Annotated in this window: 16 protein-coding genes and 1 tRNA gene; 12 read left to right on the top strand and 5 right to left on the bottom strand. The window is 58.4% G+C overall.

Annotated features, from left to right (window positions below; all coding sequences use genetic code 11):
- Window positions 1-7: 7 nt before the first annotated feature.
- A complete protein-coding gene (locus tag DCC27_RS07080) occupies window positions 8-334 on the bottom strand; it encodes a hypothetical protein (RefSeq protein ID WP_110110796.1) in 327 nt (108 codons plus the stop codon).
- A gap of 132 nt (window positions 335-466) precedes the next feature.
- Between DCC27_RS07080 and DCC27_RS07075 the strand changes: the two genes are divergently transcribed.
- Both DCC27_RS07075 and DCC27_RS07070 read left to right on the top strand, forming a co-directional pair.
- Window positions 467-850 carry a cold-shock protein gene (locus DCC27_RS07075; RefSeq protein WP_110099418.1) on the top strand — a complete coding sequence of 128 codons (384 nt, stop codon included), beginning with the start codon at window positions 467-469 and terminating at the stop codon, window positions 848-850.
- Window positions 834-1,436 carry a DUF3027 domain-containing protein gene (locus DCC27_RS07070; RefSeq protein WP_233242737.1) on the top strand — a complete coding sequence of 201 codons (603 nt, stop codon included), beginning with the start codon at window positions 834-836 and terminating at the stop codon, window positions 1,434-1,436. The genes DCC27_RS07075 and DCC27_RS07070 overlap by 17 nt, the downstream gene beginning before the upstream one ends.
- A 92-nt stretch (window positions 1,437-1,528) precedes the next feature.
- Here DCC27_RS07070 and serC read toward each other — a convergent pair whose 3' ends face one another.
- Window positions 1,529-2,659 (bottom strand): phosphoserine transaminase, encoded by a 1,131-nt coding sequence (gene serC, locus DCC27_RS07065; protein ID WP_110099417.1) that lies wholly within the window; start codon window positions 2,657-2,659, stop codon window positions 1,529-1,531.
- Window positions 2,660-2,895: 236 nt separating this feature from the next.
- Between serC and DCC27_RS12730 the strand changes: the two genes are divergently transcribed.
- From DCC27_RS12730 to DCC27_RS07040, 5 genes are all read left to right on the top strand, one after another.
- Entirely contained in the window at window positions 2,896-3,633 is a 738-nt protein-coding gene (locus DCC27_RS12730; protein WP_110099416.1) for a metal-dependent transcriptional regulator, read from the top strand.
- Between the two features lie 507 nt (window positions 3,634-4,140).
- The gene (locus DCC27_RS07055) at window positions 4,141-5,004 is read left to right on the top strand and encodes a C40 family peptidase (protein ID WP_233242736.1); all 864 of its coding nucleotides are present in this window, start codon (window positions 4,141-4,143) and stop codon (window positions 5,002-5,004) included.
- Between the two features lie 121 nt (window positions 5,005-5,125).
- The gene (locus tag DCC27_RS07050) at window positions 5,126-5,440 is read left to right on the top strand and encodes a hypothetical protein (protein WP_146206440.1); all 315 of its coding nucleotides are present in this window, start codon (window positions 5,126-5,128) and stop codon (window positions 5,438-5,440) included.
- On the top strand, window positions 5,437-7,314 hold the full coding sequence (locus tag DCC27_RS07045; RefSeq protein ID WP_110099414.1) for an ABC transporter ATP-binding protein: 1,878 nt from the start codon (window positions 5,437-5,439) through the stop codon (window positions 7,312-7,314). Before DCC27_RS07050 ends, DCC27_RS07045 begins: the two co-directional genes overlap by 4 nt.
- A 21-nt stretch (window positions 7,315-7,335) precedes the next feature.
- Window positions 7,336-8,541, top strand: coding sequence for a MalY/PatB family protein (locus DCC27_RS07040; protein ID WP_110110797.1), 1,206 nt, complete (start codon window positions 7,336-7,338; stop codon window positions 8,539-8,541).
- A 9-nt stretch (window positions 8,542-8,550) separates the two neighbouring features.
- On the opposite strand, the gene DCC27_RS07035 is transcribed toward DCC27_RS07040, so the two are convergent.
- A tRNA-Arg gene (locus DCC27_RS07035) sits at window positions 8,551-8,624 on the bottom strand.
- A 16-nt stretch (window positions 8,625-8,640) separates the two neighbouring features.
- A complete protein-coding gene (locus DCC27_RS07030) occupies window positions 8,641-9,225 on the bottom strand; it encodes a hypothetical protein (RefSeq protein WP_110110798.1) in 585 nt (194 codons plus the stop codon).
- Window positions 9,226-9,364: 139 nt separating this feature from the next.
- Here DCC27_RS07030 and pcrA point away from each other — a divergent pair, with 139 nt between their 5' ends.
- The 5 genes from pcrA to DCC27_RS07005 all read left to right on the top strand — a co-directional run bounded on the left by pcrA (window position 9,365) and on the right by DCC27_RS07005 (window position 16,810).
- The gene (pcrA, locus tag DCC27_RS07025; RefSeq protein WP_110110799.1) at window positions 9,365-11,821 is read left to right on the top strand and encodes a DNA helicase PcrA; all 2,457 of its coding nucleotides are present in this window, start codon (window positions 9,365-9,367) and stop codon (window positions 11,819-11,821) included.
- A 231-nt stretch (window positions 11,822-12,052) separates the two neighbouring features.
- The gene (gene sucC, locus DCC27_RS07020; protein ID WP_110099410.1) at window positions 12,053-13,222 is read left to right on the top strand and encodes an ADP-forming succinate--CoA ligase subunit beta; all 1,170 of its coding nucleotides are present in this window, start codon (window positions 12,053-12,055) and stop codon (window positions 13,220-13,222) included.
- A 22-nt stretch (window positions 13,223-13,244) separates the two neighbouring features.
- On the top strand, window positions 13,245-14,162 hold the full coding sequence (sucD, locus tag DCC27_RS07015; protein ID WP_110099409.1) for a succinate--CoA ligase subunit alpha: 918 nt from the start codon (window positions 13,245-13,247) through the stop codon (window positions 14,160-14,162).
- 176 nt (window positions 14,163-14,338) lie between these two features.
- Window positions 14,339-15,355 (top strand): AEC family transporter, encoded by a 1,017-nt coding sequence (locus tag DCC27_RS07010; protein WP_110110800.1) that lies wholly within the window; start codon window positions 14,339-14,341, stop codon window positions 15,353-15,355.
- Window positions 15,356-15,427: 72 nt separating this feature from the next.
- Complete coding sequence (locus DCC27_RS07005; protein WP_110099407.1) at window positions 15,428-16,810, top strand: aspartate aminotransferase family protein; 1,383 nt, start codon at window positions 15,428-15,430, stop codon at window positions 16,808-16,810.
- Here the strand turns inward: DCC27_RS07005 and DCC27_RS07000 are convergent.
- Entirely contained in the window at window positions 16,807-17,895 is a 1,089-nt protein-coding gene (locus tag DCC27_RS07000; protein ID WP_110099406.1) for a VIT1/CCC1 family protein, read from the bottom strand. The two genes, DCC27_RS07005 and DCC27_RS07000, sit on opposite strands and share 4 nt — an antisense overlap.
- Between the last annotated feature and the right edge of the window lie 36 nt (window positions 17,896-17,931).

Here is a 17,931-nt window from a genome sequence, read left to right as displayed (position 1 = left end):
GCGCAGGCTACCTGGTGTACTCAGATTGCTCGGATTGCTCATGGGCTCTTCGAGAGGTCCGGTTCCGGCGGAGAACAATCATGCCGACCAGATATACCAAGACAAGAATAAACCCAATCGGGAACCCATACAGGCCCATAAAGAACAGGAAGGGCGGCTCGTGGATATCGGTGAAATACACCACCACGATCGCCACCAACGAGATAAAGGAGGCCACGACGAGCACGACCCCGATGCAGAGAACGATCGGAAGCCATAGCGGTGCTCGCACGGGCTTGGCGCGCTGCACGGAGGCATGCTGAACGGTGTGGGGACTCTCAGACGAGGAGGGCATGTCGTCATTCTACGCCGGGGGCGATGAAGGCCCGAATGACGGGGCTCTTTTCAGCGGAATATTGCTGAAGCGGTTATCCTAGAGGTCAAGATTTGAGTTTCTTCCGCGAGCAAGGATGAAGAGAGAAGACCTATGCCAACTGGCAAAGTGAAGTTTTATGATGCCGAGAAGGGGTTCGGGTTCATTCGAACCGATGATGGTCAAGATATCCATCTGCCCTCCTCAGCCCTGCCTGCAGAGGTTAATAAGGTCCGAGCAGGGACCCGCGTCGAATTTGGCCTGGCCGAATCGCGACGGGGCCCGCAGGCACTGAGCGTGCAGTTTTTAGAAAAGACCCCGTCGGTGGTCAAAAATACCCGTCCGCATGCTCACGATATGGCCTCGGTGGTCGACGATCTGATCCGTCTGTTGGATCATGCCTCAACTGAATTGCGTAAAGGCAAGTACCCCTCCTCACACCAAGCCCAACGCATCGCGCAGGTGATGCGGAGAGTCGCCGATGATTTCGATGCCTAAGGTTGTTGCTGATGTGACCGTTAATCCTGAAGACGGTACAGCGTTCCCGGTTTTCGGTCCACCGCGGCGCCGGATTCGTCGTCCCCGCCACGATGAGTTGCTCATAGAGGCCGTGGAGGTTGCCCGTAGCGCTCTGCTGGAGATCACGCACCCGGCCGAGCTGGGGGATCATCTCAGCGCGGAGATGGACGACGAACGACTAGCTACCCACCGGTTCGTTGCTCAGCTGCCGGGTTATCGCGGGTGGAACTGGTTCGTTACCGTGGCTCGCGCGCCGCGGTCGAAGACAATCACGGTGTGCGAGCTGGGACTACTACCCGGTGAAGATGCCCTATTGGCTCCAGAGTGGGTTCCCTGGGAGCAACGTGCCTCCGAAGAAGAACGTATTCGGCTCAAGGCCATTGCCGACGGGGAAGACCCGCAACAGGCCCTGAAAGCAGCCGGATTCGAGCCTGAGGCTGGGGGCACCGACGCCGAGCACTCAGATTCTGCGGACAAGCCTCGTCAGGACATCGCGCAGGACATAGAGGCCTCTCAGAAGCAATCCGAGGCCAAGGAGAAAAAGAAGAAAAAGAACAACGCATAACTTCTTCTTCTCACACGGTCTTTTTACACCAGAGTGGGCGGTGGTTGCTGCATCCAATGCAGCAACCACCGCCCACTCTGGTAGTAGTAGCGTTATCGGATTTGGTCGATCACGTAGTCAATGCACTGTAGTATCTGGGCTACGTCGGTTGGCTCGATGGCTACGAAGGTAGCGATGCGCAACTGGTTGCGCCCGAGTTTACGATACGGCTCAACATCGACGACACCATTGGCTCGCAGTATGGAGGCGATGTGACCCGCATCGATCTCATCGATGAAATCGATGGTGGCAATCACCTGAGAACGGTCCTCCGGTTCGGCCACAAAGGGGGTGGCTACGTCACTGGCTTCGGCCCAGTGATAAATCTGCTCCGCAGACTCACGGGTCCTGGCTGTGGTAAATTCGAGGCCACCGTTGGCATTCATCCACTTGACTTGCTCATTCATGGTGATCAAGGTGGCCAACGCGGGGGTGTTGTAGGTCTGGTGCTTGCGAGAGTTATCCACGGCGGTTTTGAGATTTAGGAAGTCAGGAATCCACCGCCCGGAGTGTGCGATTTCATCGACACGTGCCAATGCGGCCGGCGAGAACAGTGCGCACCACAGGCCTCCATCGGAGGCGAAGTTCTTTTGCGGGGAGAAGTAGTAGACATCGACGTTGGTGATGTCTACCGGCAACCCACCGGCGCCCGAGGTTGCATCGATGAGAATCAGAGCGTCATCGTCGGCGCCTTGGACGCGTTCTACCGGTACGCAAACCCCGGTTGATGTTTCGTTGTGGGGCCAGGCGTAAACATCGACTCCGGGCTCAGCCTGAGGAACGGGGCGAGAACCCGGCTGTGCTGAGATGACGGTGGAGTCTTCTAGGAAGGGTGCCTTCGTGGTTGCTTTGGCGAACTTGCCACCGAATTCTCCGAACTCGAGGTGCTGTGCTTTGGAACGGATGAGGCCAAAGGTGGCCATATCCCAGAAAGCTGTTGCGCCACCGAGACCCAAGATGACCTCGTAGTCATCCGGCGCTTGGAACAGCTCTTTCAAACCGGCCTGGAGTTCTGCCACGAGGTTCTTCACTGGTGCCTGGCGGTGAGATGTTCCCATAACTGACTGGGAAGCATCAACAATCGCTTGAATTTGTTCAGGGCGGACTTTAGAAGGTCCTGCGCCGAATCGACCATCTCGGGGTAGTAGTTCTGCAGGGATAGTGATGTTGTCCTGAGTTGACACGCAGACTCCTATAAAAGATTGGCAGGCGTACACAGCTGGGCAACATTATCTTTTCATTCTTCTGCGCTTCATGCACCTCAACACCACGAAATGTTCAGATTATTGTGAGTTACTACATATAAAGGGAACACACTTTGGTCACTCGTTCTGATAGCTAGTATGGAAGGCGACATTGCGTGACCTCCCAGAGAGGGGCTCGGGGCGAGAACGCGTCAGGATGAGGGGTTAAGAGAAAAATGTCGGAGCTCATCGACACCACGGAGATGTATCTTCGGACCATCTACGAATTGCAGGAAGAAGAAATCGCGCCACTGCGAGCACGCATTGCTGAACGCCTTGAGCACTCTGGCCCGACCGTGTCTCAGACCATTAATCGGATGGAACGGGATGGACTGGTGGATCTTGGTGCGGACCGTAGAATCCGGCTGACTGACAAGGGATTGGCTATTGCCGCAAAGGTGATGCGTAAGCATCGCCTGGCTGAACGGTTGCTCTCTGATGTGATTGGACTTGAATGGCCCCAGGTCCATAACGAAGCGTGTCGGTGGGAGCACGTGATGAGTGATGAGGTGGAAGCTAAACTCCTCAACTTGCTGCCTGAGGTCTCGACCTCTCCTTTTGGAATCCGGATCCCCTATGTCTCGGAGCTTGAGGGAGGTTCGGGTCATGAAGGCCCAGAAAACTATCCGGGGCAGCGACTGACGGATCTGCTTCGTTCGCACCGGACATTTCGCCTCTTGGTCATCACCGAAGCCATTCAAACCGATCACGGTTTGCTCAACCACTTCATGGCGGCCGGCATCGTCGTGGGCTCAGTATTCACCGCTGAACTTGATGACGGGTATATCGACATCCAGGTGATTACTCCGGGCCAAGCTGTCACCGGTGCGACAGGGTACAGTCGCGAAGGTTTGGAAATCGTCGAAGAACTTGGGCAGCACCTCAGAGTCGAGCCCGTGGATTCTGTTTCCTAAACCCCAGTTGCCCTCAGGCAACTTCGCAGTTCCACCCGCTCGATGATCATTAGGATCTCGAGCGGGTTTTGGGTTTATGTAGCGTTGATACGCGCACAGTGACAAAGATCTCGATAGTCAGATGTCAGTCAGCGCGTTAGGGAGCTCAGCCCAGGAAATCGCGCGCTGAAATCGCGCTCTTGGGCGTTATATCGCCGATGATTCAGAGGTTTTGCACAGGTATCCCGATCGCTTGACGATAAAAAGTCACAGAAAATAACGACCATAGATCCGCATGATCATGCGGATCTTGGCCCAGATTCTAGGCCTGTCCACAGTTTATCGTTATCTCAGCGTGACTTTTATAAAGGATTGATATACGCTGTACGAGGTACCGGAGACAACCGGTGTCCCTCGAAGGTCTAGCACCTTGAGCCCCGTGGCCTTTGGGGACAATGCAGTCGTAACTATTCATCATGACGGGGCAGAGCTTAAAAGCTCCGGATACTACGTGAGAGAGGTTCTCAAGTGTCGAAGCGTTCCACCGCCCGCCACCGCGCCACCCCTGCAAAGGGAGCTACCTTAGCCGCTTTGTCTCAGTCTGTGACGCAGAATGCTGGTAGCTTTGGTCGTCAAGCCGCTATTGTTGCTACCGCATCCGGCCTGGCTTTGACTTTCGTTCCGCAGGCAGAGGCCGCGCAGGCTTCCACCGCCCGCGAAACCTCGGTCCTGCCAGCCACCGGCGCTGACCTGGAACGTGCTTCTCAGAACGAGACCGTTACTGTTGACTCTGACGCTGAAATTGATCTTGGTCGCGTCCAAGTCACCTCCACACCGGCTCCAGAACCTGAAGTAGAAGAAGAAAACGACACCGAAGACGACACTGACTTCTCTGCTGTGACGTCCGCTGAGCAGTTTGACAGCTACAGCGACGACGAACAGGACACCCCCTCGTCCGAGACCTCCTCTTCTTCTGAATCCGAAGATAACGATGTCGAGACTGCTAGCGCAGAAACTCCTGAAGCACCGGAGAACGCAGCTTCTGGTGCTATGGGCCAGGTTGTCTCGGCTGCTTACTCCGGCATCGGGACCCCCTACGTCTGGGGCGGTAAGACCCCGGCCGGCTGGGACTGCTCGGGCTTCACGTCCTGGGCATACGCTCAGGCTGGTATCAGCATTCCCTCCTCGACCTCTGCCATCCTGGGCTCCGGCAAGTTCGTCCGCACCTCCAGCCCGCAGCCTGGCGACCTGGTTTTCCAGAACGGTGGTGGCCACGTGGGCATCTACGTTGGCAACGGCCAGATGATCGGCGCCCAGAATCCTTCCGTGGGCACTCTGCTCCACAGTGTGGACCGTAATCCGTTGATGGGCTACTACACCTACGTTGGCTAAGACCAACATTCTGCGTCTCGGATAAACTCCGAGCCTTTGACGACTGCAACATCAGGGCTTCCTCCACTCGGAGGAGGCCCTGATGTATTTCTATCCCGGGCGTACTGACAAAGGAGTCACGGTGTCACACATCCCACCCGTAGCCCACCAGTTCTCTCCGCAATGGGCCCACGCTCTGCTGCAGGCGTTAGAAATTGACCCCCGCATCGAGATCAATTCCGCGCAACTACATCAGATCAGCTGTGAACAACACTTACAGACCGCACCGGAGCATCTCACCTTGGGTTTCATTGCCGGCTATGCTGCCGGATTGGCTGAAGGTAGCCGACAAGCGGAGTTTCCCCAAGCTCACCGTGCCAGCTTGCGCTATATTGCCAGGGTGCTACCCGAGATTCTGGCTACTGGCTCTCACAACGAGGGCGGGACGCGCTCATGAGCATGGACCGCGCTGCGCATTTGACCATGTTCCGGTTGCAACGCCACGCCGGACAATCGCACCCGGGGTTGCGCCCCGGCACGATCGCTCGATGCTTCAGATTCCTGGGTCGCTATCAACTACGAGTGCTTAGCTACGTGGCGGTGTCCATCTTGGGGGCGGCATTGACGATCGTCTCTCCCATCTTGGCCGGACGTGTGGTAGACGCTATCGTCGAAGGTCACAGCACCGAGGACGTAGGAACCGTGATCCGCCTGGCGCTACTCATCGCCGCGGTAGCGGTCGCCGAGGCCATACTTGCCGTACTCTCCCGCTGGCAATCTGCCTCGTTGGGCGAACGGGTCATTTTCGACTTACGTACCCAGGTTTTTGATCACATCCAGACCATGTCGGTCGCCTTTTTCACCCGGGCTCGGACCGGTTCACTGGTTTCGCGGGTCAATAACGATGTCTTAGGCGCGCAAACCGGTATTGCCCGAACCTTTCCAACCGTGGTGATGAATGTCGTCACCCTGATTTTGACCCTAATCGTTATGCTGACCACCTCGTGGCAGATCACAGTACTGGCTCTGGTTCTTTTGCCCATCTTCTTACTGCCGGCACGCGCACTGGGGAACCGACTGGCAGCACTGACCCGGGCGCGAGCCGATCACCAAGCTGCCATGGGATCACACATGACCGAGGACTTCTCCGCGGCAGGCTCCACCTTGATTAAGCTCTTCGGCGACGCCGAGAAACAATCGGCGCGCTTTCGCAGCCGCGCTGATCGAGTCCGTGGCTCAGGGGTGGAGATCTCGATCTGGCAGTCGGTGTTTACCACACTGCTCACTCTGGTTTCCGCACTGGCGTTGGCCGCCGTCTATGGCATCGGTGGGTGGCAGGCTATCGTCGGTGATCTCAATGCCGGCGAGGTCGTCACCATGGCGTTGCTACTGACTCGGCTCTACACGCCGCTGACCGGCCTGGCCACTGCCCGGGTGGAGCTTATGAGCGCACTGGTGAGCTTTGACCGGATCTTTGAGATTCTCGACCTCACCCCCTACGTGCTCGATCCGGAACACCCCAGAACAATCCCGGCCGGTCCAATACAGGTCGTCGTAAAAGACGTGGACTTTTGGTACCCCCGGGCCTCGGATGTGTCTTTGGCTTCTCTGGAAGATGTTGCCCAGCTCCATGATGAAACCCCGCACCAGGTGTTGCACCAGATTAGTTTCGAGCTCAAACCGGGAGAGACCGTGGCGTTGGTGGGCTCGTCCGGAGCCGGCAAATCCACTATCGCTTCCCTGCTGGGCCGGCTTTACGACCCGGTTGCCGGGTCCATCACCTTCAACGGCATGGACCTGCGGGATACTTCACAGGCCCAGGTCCATTCCCGGATGGGAATGGTGACTCAGGATGCACACTTACTCCACGACACCATCCGCAGGAATCTCACCCTCGATGTGCACGAGTCCACCGATGAGCAACTACTCGACGTGCTCGAACGGGCCCAACTAGGCCAGCTGATGTCCCAGCTACCTCATGGGATCGACACTGTGGTGGGCGACCGAGGGTACCGACTCTCCGGTGGCCAACGGCAACGCCTGGCCATCGCACGGGTACTACTGGCCCAACCCGATCTGGTGGTGTTGGATGAAGCCACCGCCTCGCTGGATTCCACGTCCGAACAAGCTGTCCACGCTGCCTTGGATGAAGTGCTGACCGGTCGGAGCGCGGTGGTGATCGCCCACCGGCTGTCCACCGTGGTTTCGGCTCACCACATTCTGGTGGTCGAAGATGGCCACATTATTGAGCGCGGAACCCATTCCCAGCTAGTGTCAGCCCACGGACGATACGCTGAGTTATATCGAACTCAATTTGCCACCGACGACTAGTCACAGAAAGCGGTGAGATAGATGCCACGTTTCGCCGATCTCGATGCTATTACCGAAGAACAACTACGCGCTACCGGCGCCACCAAATGGGTGCACCCCGATCGCGCCATTGGTGCCTTTATGGCAGAAATGGACTTCGGCACCGCCCCCGAAATTACCGCTTCGTTGGTTCGCGAGGTGCAACGCGGTCGTTTCGGATACCTGCCACAGGACCTTGCCGAGTCGTTAGGGGAGGCCGTGGCTCAGTGGCAAGCTAAGCGTTATGGCTGGCAGGTCGATCCGGCCGATGTCCACCCGGTCGCCGATGTGATTACCGCCTTTCGGGCCGCTATCGAACGCTTCACCACCCCGGGTTCCCCAGTGATCATCCCGACACCGGCCTACATGCCTTTCCTCCGCATGGCGCGGAGCTTGGACCGGCCCATCATTGAAGTACCGATGCTGACCGAGGTGAACGAACAAGGCCATCTGGTCTATACCCACGATCTGGACGGCATCCGCCAGGCCTTTGGTGCCGGTGGTGAAATTCTCGTGGTGTGCAACCCTCATAACCCCACCGGTCGGATCTTGACCCGCGAGGAGCTCACCGATCTCGCAGCGGTAGTCACCGCAGCGAATGGGCGGGTTTTTGCCGATGAAATCTGGGCTCCGCTGATCTACGATGAGTCACCACACATCCCCTATGCCTCGGTGTCACCGGCTGCTGCCCAACACACCATCACCGGTTCTGCTGCTTCCAAAGCCTTCAATCTCCCCGGCCTGAAATGCGGTCAGTTGATCACCGCGAATCTCACCGACCGCAACCACTTCAACGCCACCGGTTACTTTGACCGCCACGGGGCAGCCAATCTCGGTGCGGCCGCAACCGTTACCGCACTGGCCGACCCGGCGGCTGCCGCCTGGCTCGACGATATTGTGGCCTACTTACAGCGCAATCGAGATGAGTTGATTCGATTCGTGGACGAACGACTGACACGTCATGGTGTGCGGGTTACCGAGATTTCCGGGACCTATATCGCCTGGTTGGACTTTAGCCAGACCGTGCTGGCCGGCCAGCCCACCTCGGTGGCCCGACAGCTGGTGAAAACCGCCGGGGTACAGCTCACCGACGGTGCTCACTGCGGTGAGGCCGGCATCGACCACACTCGCTTGGTGATGGCCATGCCACACCCGATACTGCAACGGGCCCTAGAACAGATCGAGAAGGCCCTGCAACGGGCCGAATAAAACGACAAGTCCCCCCGACTGGAGTCGAACCAGCGACCTACCCTTTAGGAGAGGGTTGCTCTATCCTGCTGAGCTACGGGGGGGGGATGCGGTACTACTCTAACGTACCGCTACCGGCTCTGAAGCGCGGGTGGAGGTCACGATCTTGCGGAAAATTGCCACGATCACACCCACCGCGAGCAATACCAACAGCACCCACCGGCCGATGGTCAACGCGGAGGCCAACGATACAGCCTGTTGTGTCACCTCGTGCAAGGCCCGCTCGATCGCGATGTTCTCCCACATATCGACCACAGCAAAGACCACACCGGTGGCGATCATCACCGCCCGTGGCACCCACGACCGCAGGGCCCAGAAAGCAACCACCACGGCCAACAGGGCCACCAAGACCGGAAAAATCACCCCGGCGGTCTTGTGGGTCCAGTTTAGTTGTCCCAGTGCCGGATCATCCATTGCCGTCGCGACAGCCTCAACCTCGTCGAGACGGTAGCCAAAAGGGCGGTGGTCCAACATCGGCATCCCACCGGTGAGCTGGCGCATCTGGTTCAGCGCCAAGACGTGATAATAAAAGCCCATGAAGATCACCGTGCCCGCCAGGGCCAGCACCAACATCCCCGGGGAGGACTGCGGTTGCTCAGCAACCGGTTGCGCGGTGGCAGTGGGTCGGTTCTGGGTGTTGCCCACGAAACGTTTTCCTCCTCGTACAGTGACTGACCGTCACGGGGTGCGTTGCAGTGCGGGGGGGTGCACGGTGATAAGTGTTATCCCCACGCCCACCCATCCTAGTCTGCTGTGTCAGTGGAGCTGACTAGACTGGGGGACTATGGCATCGATGATCACCCCCTCGTCTTCGGATCCTGACACGCTGATCGCTGACCTGAACGACCAACAGCGGGCCGCAGTCACTCACCGCGGGGGACCATTGCTGATCGTCGCCGGAGCAGGCTCGGGTAAAACCAAGGTGCTCACCCACCGCATTGCTCATTTACTGGCCACCGGGGAAGCTCGTCCCTGGGAGTTCTTGGCCATTACCTTCACCAATAAGGCCGCCCGAGAAATGCGCGAACGCATCGAAGGGCTGATCGGTCCTGATGCCCACAAAATGCGGATCTCGACCTTTCACTCCTCAGCGCTACGCATCCTAAGAGCTGAAGCTAGCACCGTGGGATTGAAATCCAATTTCTCCATCTATGATGCTGCTGATTCCTTGCGGTTGATAAGCCAGCTTGTCAAGGTGGCGGACCTGGATCCCAAACGGGTGAAACCTAAATCGATTCAGCACAAGATTTCCTCGCTGAAGAATGATTTGGTGGATGCCGACGAGTTCGCCTCGAACAACAGCGGGGACCCTTTCCAGCAAGCGGTGGCCGAGGTCTACACCGAATACACCGCGCGCTTGCGTCAGGCGAATGCGATGGATTTCGACGACCTGATCTCTACCACTGTCAATATGTTCCGCGCTTTCCCCGCTGTGCTCGATAACTACCGTCGCCGGTTCCGTTACGTGCTGGTCGATGAGTACCAAGACACCAACCATGCCCAGTATCAGCTGGTCCGATTGCTCACCGGGGAACCCGGAGACCCCTCCGGGTGTGAGACCAGTGGGGGGCAACTGACTGTCGTCGGGGACTCCGACCAGTCGATTTATGCCTTCCGCGGTGCCGATATCAGCAACATTATCGAGTTTGAGCGGGATTACCCTGATGCCACCGTGATCAATCTGGAGCAGAACTACCGTTCCACCCAGAACATTCTCGACGCCGCTAACGCGGTGATCTCGCATAATCCCTCTCGAGAGGCCAAACGGTTGTGGACCGATGCTGGGACCGGGGCAGCGCTGATCGGTTACGCGGGCGAGAACGAATCGGATGAAGCCGGCTGGGTGGCCGATAAGATCGATGAGCTGATCGACAATGATGAGGCGATCCCCGAAGACATAGCGGTCTTCTACCGCACGAACGCGCAGTCCCGTGCGCTGGAAGAACGCCTCATCTCCGCGGGGATCCCTTACCGGGTGATCGGAGGAACCCGATTCTATGATCGCAAAGAAATTAAAGATGCCCTGGCGTATTTGCGCGTGATCGATAATCCCGATGACGACGTGAACCTTCGCCGGATTCTCAACGAGCCCAAACGCGGTATTGGTGACCGCTCCGAAGCGGCCTTGGCGGTACTACAAGACCGAGAACGCATCAGTTTCTTTGACGCACTCCACCGCGCCGATCAAGCACCCGGGATTGGGTCTCGAGCCGTGAAGAAAGTCCAGGAGTTTGCCCAGTTATTGGACGACCTGCAACAGCTGGCCACGACCGAATCCCCGGCCAGGGTGCTCGAAGCTGTATTGGAACAAACTGGGATGTTACACGCGCTACGCTCCTCAGAAGACCTCCAGGACGAATCCCGGGCCGATAACCTCGGAGAGTTGGTGGCGGTGGTGCGGGACTTCGAGAAAACTCACCCCGACGGAGATCTGAGCCAGTTCTTGGAACAAGTCGCCCTGGTGGCCGATACCGATCAACTGCCCACCCCTGTCGAAACCGACACTGAGGGTCAGGACTTGGCTGAGCAGTGGGGCCAAGTAACCTTGATGACCTTGCATACCGCTAAAGGTTTGGAGTTCCCGGTGGTATTTTTGACCGGGATGGAACACGGCGTCTTCCCACACGCCCGGTCGATGGGGGACACTCAAGAGCTGGCCGAAGAGCGCCGACTGGCCTATGTGGGGCTGACCCGGGCCGAAAAGCGACTGTACCTGTCCCGGTCCGAATCCCGTTCGCTATGGGGTCAGCATCAGTTCAACCCGCCCAGCCAATTCCTCACCGAGATTCCCGACACCCTCATCGAATGGGAACGAGAAGGACGCCTGAACGGCGTCGACACGCGTGGGTCCTGGAACGATATCGGTGCCGGGCTAGGATTTGGCGCCCCCGGATCTCGGTATCAAAAACGGTTCACTGGCTCCCATTGGGGCGCTTCAACCTCACGCAGCCACTACGGCAAGCCCGGTCAGAGTTCTGCGCCCCGGGCTGGGGCTACCGGGATCACCGAGGCGCAAGAACGCGCCGAGGTGGTTCGAGGCGAAAAACCGACCCGAGTGGTGCCCGACCACGAGGTCATCAGCCTCAACCCCGGAGACCACGTCAAACACAAAAGCTTCGGTACCGGGGTGGTCACAGCCATCTCTGGCAGTGGAGACAAGACCGTTGCCACGGTGGCGTTCTCCGGTTCGGAGAAACGGCTGTTGCTACGCTACGCCCCAGTAGAAAAAATCTCCTTCTAGTGCACGCCTTTGACCTGTACCGGCCCGGGGATGTGCTGACGGTCCTGGTGGGCACAAAAGCCCGTCATTTCTGGGTCAGTGGCTAATTTTCAACTGTCTACAAAACCCCAGGCAGTGCACTAAGGTTATTTACTGGAACCCGCAGTGGCGGGTCGTCGAGTGCTACCGCGCAAACATCGCCGGTGAGACTCGAAAAATCGAACTATTGTCGACGTTAAAGGACTCCAACCCGTGGACCTGTACGAATACCAGGCGCGCGATCTCTTCGAAGCACACGGTGTTCCCGTGCTCGCCGGAATCGTGGCCGAAACCCCAGAAGATGCCAAAGCAGCCGCTGAAAAACTCGGTGGCGTGACCGCCGTCAAAGCCCAGGTCAAAGTCGGCGGGCGTGGTAAGGCCGGTGGCGTCAAAGTCGCTAAGACCCCGGACGAGGCCTACGAATACGCCCAGCAGATTCTGGGCATGGACATCAAGGGCCACACTGTCCACCGCGTGATGATCGCTGCCGGTGCAGATATCGCTGAAGAATACTACTTCTCGGTGTTGCTGGACCGCGCAAACCGCACCTACTTGGCCATGTGCTCCGTCGAAGGTGGCGTGGAAATTGAGCAACTGGCCGCTGAACGTCCCGACGATCTGGCACGCGTTCCGGTCTCCGCTCTGGAGGGAATCACCCTCGAGGTGGCCAAGGACATCGCCACTCAGGCGAAATTCCCCGCTGAGCAGGTTGATGCTGTGGCCGAGGTACTGGTCAAGCTCTGGGAGGTTTTCGACGAAGAAGACGCCACCCTGGTTGAGGTCAATCCGCTGGTCAAGACCGGTGACGGCACCATCTTGGCCCTGGACGGCAAGGTCACTCTGGACGATAACGCGGATTTCCGTCACGAAGACCACACCAAGCTGGTCGATGAGCGCACCGAGAATCCGTTGGAGGCCAAGGCCAAGGCTAAGGGACTGAACTACGTCAAGCTTGACGGTGATGTCGGCATTATCGGCAACGGGGCCGGTTTGGTGATGTCCACCCTCGACGTGGTTGCTTACGCCGGTGAGAACCACGGCAGCGTCAAGCCCGCCAACTTCCTGGACATCGGTGGCGGCGCCTCGGCGCAGGTGATGGCCGATGGTCTGGATGTGATCCTCAACGACGATCAGGTCAAGTCCGTGTTCGTCAACGTCTTCGGTGGTATTACCTCCTGTGATGCCGTGGCCAACGGTATTGTTCAGGCCCTAGACATCCTGGGTGACAAAGCCACCAAGCCGCTGGTCGTGCGTCTGGACGGCAACAACGTGGAAGCCGGCCGCCAGATCCTGGCCGATGCCAACCACCCGCTGGTGCACATTGCCAAGACCATGGACGCCGGTGCTGACCAGGCCGCTGAGCTGGCCCACGCCGCCAAGTAAGTTAAGGACGGATTGAACAACAATGTCGATTTATCTCAATAAAGACTCCAAGGTCATCGTCCAGGGTATTACCGGTGGTGAAGGTACCAAGCACACCGCGCTAATGCTCAAGGCCGGTACTAATATTGTCGGCGGTGTCAACGCTCGCAAGGCCGGCACCACCGTGACTCATGAGGACAAAGACGGTAACACCGTTGAACTACCGGTCTTTGGTTCCGTCGAAGAAGCCATGAGCGAAACCGGTGCCAATGCGTCGGTGATGTTCGTGCCTCCGAAGTTCGCGAAGGACGCCGCGATCGAGGCCATCAAGGCTGAAATTCCGTTGCTGGTGGTCATCACGGAGGGCATCCCGGTTCAGGACACCGCCGAGTTCTTCGCACTGTCTCAGTCGATAACTGACGAGCAGGGTCAGGCCAAGACACGCATCATCGGCCCGAACTGCCCGGGTATTATTACCCCCGGCGAATCCCTGGCGGGTATTACCCCGAACTCGGTCACCGGTTCCGGCCCGATCGGTCTGGTCTCCAAGTCCGGAACCTTGACCTACCAGATGATGTTCGAACTCTCGGACTTCGGTATCTCCACCGGTATCGGTATCGGTGGTGACCCGGTGATCGGCACCACCCACATCGATGCGCTGGAGGCCTTCGAAAACGACCCCGACACCAAGGCCATCGTGATGATCGGTGAAATTGGTGGTGACGCCGAGGAACGTGCCGCCGAGTACATCAAGGCAAACGTCACCAAGCCCGTTGTCGGCTATGTGGCCGGTTTCACCGCGCCCGAGGGTAAGACCATGGGCCATGCCGGCGCGATTGTCTCCGGCTCCTCCGGAACCGCTACAGCGAAGAAGGAAGCTCTCGAAGCAGCCGGCGTCAAGGTCGGTAAGACTCCGACCGAAACCGCGGAGCTGATGCGCGAGATTCTTAACAACGGCTAAGTGCGCGCAGTGTGAACTATGTAGTGACCGGTGCCCCGAACCGTTCTGGTTCGGGGCACCGGGGTTTAACGACTGGTGTCTTAATACGGCATGCACCCCACCCGGTGAGTGACAACGGCGGTACCCTAGATAGCGTTTGACCGTGGCCAACACAGACCACCGGGGAAGGAAAGCACATGGCAGAGATGCTGGCGACCATGGTCCCGCTCTTTCTGATTTTGGGGCTGGGCTTTGCCATCGGATTCTCGGATAAGATTCTGGGATGGCAACCAGCCCTGAACGGGTTTGTCTTCCACATCTCGTTGCCGACTTTCGTGTTCTCCTCCATGGTGACCGCACCCATACCCGACGTCGTTCCCTGGGGAACACTGGCGATCGCAGGACTGGTGCCTATCGTGTTAGCCATTGTGCTCTACTTCGGGGCCCGCTGGCTGTTGGGCTCACAGGAGACACAAGCTTCTACGCTGTCGGTCTCAGCGGTCTTCGGCAACGTGGGATATCTGGGCATCCCGTTATCGATCGCATTCTTCGGCGAGGAGTCCATCATTCCTGCCGTGGTGATCGGCATGGTGCACAATATGGTCTTCCTGCTGGGATTCCCCTTGGTGCGCACCACCGTGAATATGCGACAGAACTACCGAACCCTGGCTCAGGCTGGTGGATCAGCTGATCCCGTCCCAGCACAGCAACGAAAAACCCACGGTTCGCTGACTTCTGTGCTCATTCGTGTGGTGGTCGATGGGCTCTTTTTCAACCCCTTATTCATCGCCGCCGCCTTGGGGTTGACCGTGATGCTCACGCCTCTTGAGCTACCACAGGTCATCAGCGAGTCCGTGGCGCTGTTGGGTGCAACTGCGGTGCCCTTGTCCCTCTGCGCGGTGGGGCTGGCCATCCACCCGGCCCTGCAGGCTTTCACATCCGGTTCGTTGAACTACGTGCTGGTGCTGATTGGTGTGGCGACGAAGGCTTTTGTGGTGCCGGCGATGACCTTCCTGGTGGCGGTTGTGCTGTCGTTCTGGGTATCCGAAGACTGGCTCGGCGTCCTGGTGCTGATGGCAGCCACACCCTCATCGACGACCGTGTTTATTCTGGGCACCCAATACGACAGACAAGGTCCCTTGGCCGCTTCCATCTTGTCCATCACGACGGTGGCTTCTCTGTTCACCGTGCCTCTGATGCTGATTATGGTTTAGATAACGTTTAGACTCACAGAGAAAGCCCAACGCCAGAACGTTGTTCAGACACCCCACAGGAGGATCGTCACGGTGAGCACCGAGTACGTAGAAGCTGACCCGACAATTACCCCGGAGCAGATCGAACAAGGTCAGCAGGCCTATCGTCTCGATCGTGAACATGTCTTCCACTCTTGGGCGGCGCAGGCGCAACTAGACCCGATGACCGTCATCAAAGCTGAGGGCAGTTACGTCTGGGACGGTCAAGGACATAAACTGCTGGACTTCTCCTCCCAGATGGTCAACACCAATATCGGGCACAGTCACCCCGCCGTGGTGGCCGCTATCCAGCAGCAGGCAGCTCGGATTGCCACCATCGCTCCGGCACACGTCAATGACGCTCGCTCGGAGGCTGCTCGGTTGATCAGTGACCTCGTTCCGGACCATTTGAACCACGTGTTCTTTACCAACGCTGGTGCTGAAGCGGTCGAGCACGCCACCCGCATGGCGCGTTTGCATACCGGACGGCCCAAGATCCTTTCGGCCTACCGTTCCTACCACGGAGGCACCGAACGAGCCATCAACATCACCGGCGACACCCGTCGGTTCCCGGTCGATACCGCCAGTCAGTCGGTGGTGCACTTCATGCCCGCTTACTTCTACCGCTCCTTGTTCGGGTCCACCACCCTGGAAGAGGAAACCCAGCGAGCTCTGGACCATCTGGAACAAACCATCATTTTTGAAGGTCCCGACACCATCGCCTGCATTATCCTCGAGACTGTTCCGGGAACCGCCGGGATTTACGTGCCACCTCCCGGCTACATGGCGGGGGTGCAACGCCTGGCTCGTCGCTACGGGATCATGTTCATCACCGATGAGGTCATGGTTGGTTTCGGTCGAACCGGTGCGTGGTTTGGTTTCCAGCACTGGGGCCTGACACCGGATTTGGTGACCTTTGCCAAGGGTGTGAATTCCGGGTACGTGCCGTTAGGCGGTGTGATTATCTCCGATGAAATCTACACCAGCTTCGCTGACCGGGCCTACCCCGGGGGGCTGACCTACTCCGGTCACCCGTTGGCCTGTGCTGCCGCGGTGGCCTGTATTCGGGCGATGGACGAAGAAGGTATGGTGACCAACGCCGATCGGCTGGGTCGGGAGATCCTGGGACCGGGAGTCGTCGAGTTGGCCGAAAAACACCCCTCTGTGGGAGACGCCCGTGGCCTCGGGGCTTTCTGGGCTCTGGAATTGGTGACGAACCGGGAGACCAAAGAACCCTTGGCACCCTATGGTGGCTCGTCGCCGGCCATGAACGCCGTGGTAGCAGAGTGCAAGAAGCTCGGCCTGTTGCCGTTCTCCAACGCCAACCGCATTCACCTGGCCCCGCCATTGAACATCAGCGACGCGGATGCCCGTCGTGGCCTGGAGATTCTGGATTCAGCCCTCGACGTTGCTGATAGCTACTACGAAGGCGGCTAAACCCCGAAGATCAATCCCACCAGGTAGGTGATCATCGCGGCACCTAAACCAATCGCCAGTTGGCGCAGTCCTCGAGTGACCGGAGAGGTTCCTGACAGCAGACCGGTGACACCACCGGTAAACAACAGGGCTACCGAGACCAACCCTGCCGACCAGAGGATGCCGGCAGTACCGGTCACTCCGAAAAGGAACGGGAGGACGGGAATGATCGCTCCGGAGGAGAAGAAACCGAACGACGAAAAGGCAGCGCCCCACGCGCTACCGAGTTCTTCGTGCTTCGTGGAGCGATCCACCGGCCCCTGGGAGCCATCAGGGCGGGCCGACAGGCTGGGGTTACAGTCGCAGTTGAAATAGCCCATGCGCTCCATGGCGCGGTGTCGGGCGTCCTCTTGTGACATGCCACGGGCCCGATAGACGAGCTCGAGCTCATTGGAATTCAAATCCAGATGCGGGGCAGCTTCCAGGGTTACTTGGGTCGGTGAGGAGGCCTCGATCAGCTCGCGTTGGGACCGCACTGAAATGAATTCACCGGCGCCCATGGACATCGCCCCGGCCAGCAGTCCGGCGATGCCGGCTACGAGGATGAATTCATTGGTCGCTGAGGTGGCTGCGACACCCATCACCAGGGCCAAATTCGACACCAGGCCGTCGTTGGCGCCAAAGACAGCCGCACGGAAGTTCCCGGCTAGTTTTTGACGGCCTCGGGCCGCCAGTCCACGGACGACTTCACTGTGGATGGCCTCATCGGCAGCCATGCTCGGGGTGGCATCGGCGTCACGGGCATACGGGTTATCCGTCTCGGCACGTTGCATCAGTGCCAAGACAAACACCGAACCAAAGATGCGAGCCAAGAAACGTAATAGCGAGCGTCTCAGTGATGGTCGGGGCGGATTGTTGGCGTGTTCTCCCAACAGATCGCGCCAGTGCTCTTCGTGACGTTTTTCCGCTGTGGCCAGATCCAACAAGATTTCGCGTTCTTCGCCGGTTTTTCGCTCGGCGAGCTGTTCGTAAATGGCCCCCTCGGCGATCTCGTCTGCTAAGTAGCGTCGCCACCGGCGTATCTGCGCTTTAGTGGGTGCACTCATTCGTGTCTCACGACTCCCTTAGTACTGCAAGCCCCG

Source organism: Auritidibacter sp. NML130574 (assembly GCF_003185725.2).
GTDB classification, from domain to species: domain Bacteria; phylum Actinomycetota; class Actinomycetes; order Actinomycetales; family Micrococcaceae; genus Auritidibacter; species Auritidibacter ignavus.
Note: the sequence above shows the minus strand (reverse complement) of the source record. Positions and strands in the feature narration are given on the sequence as shown.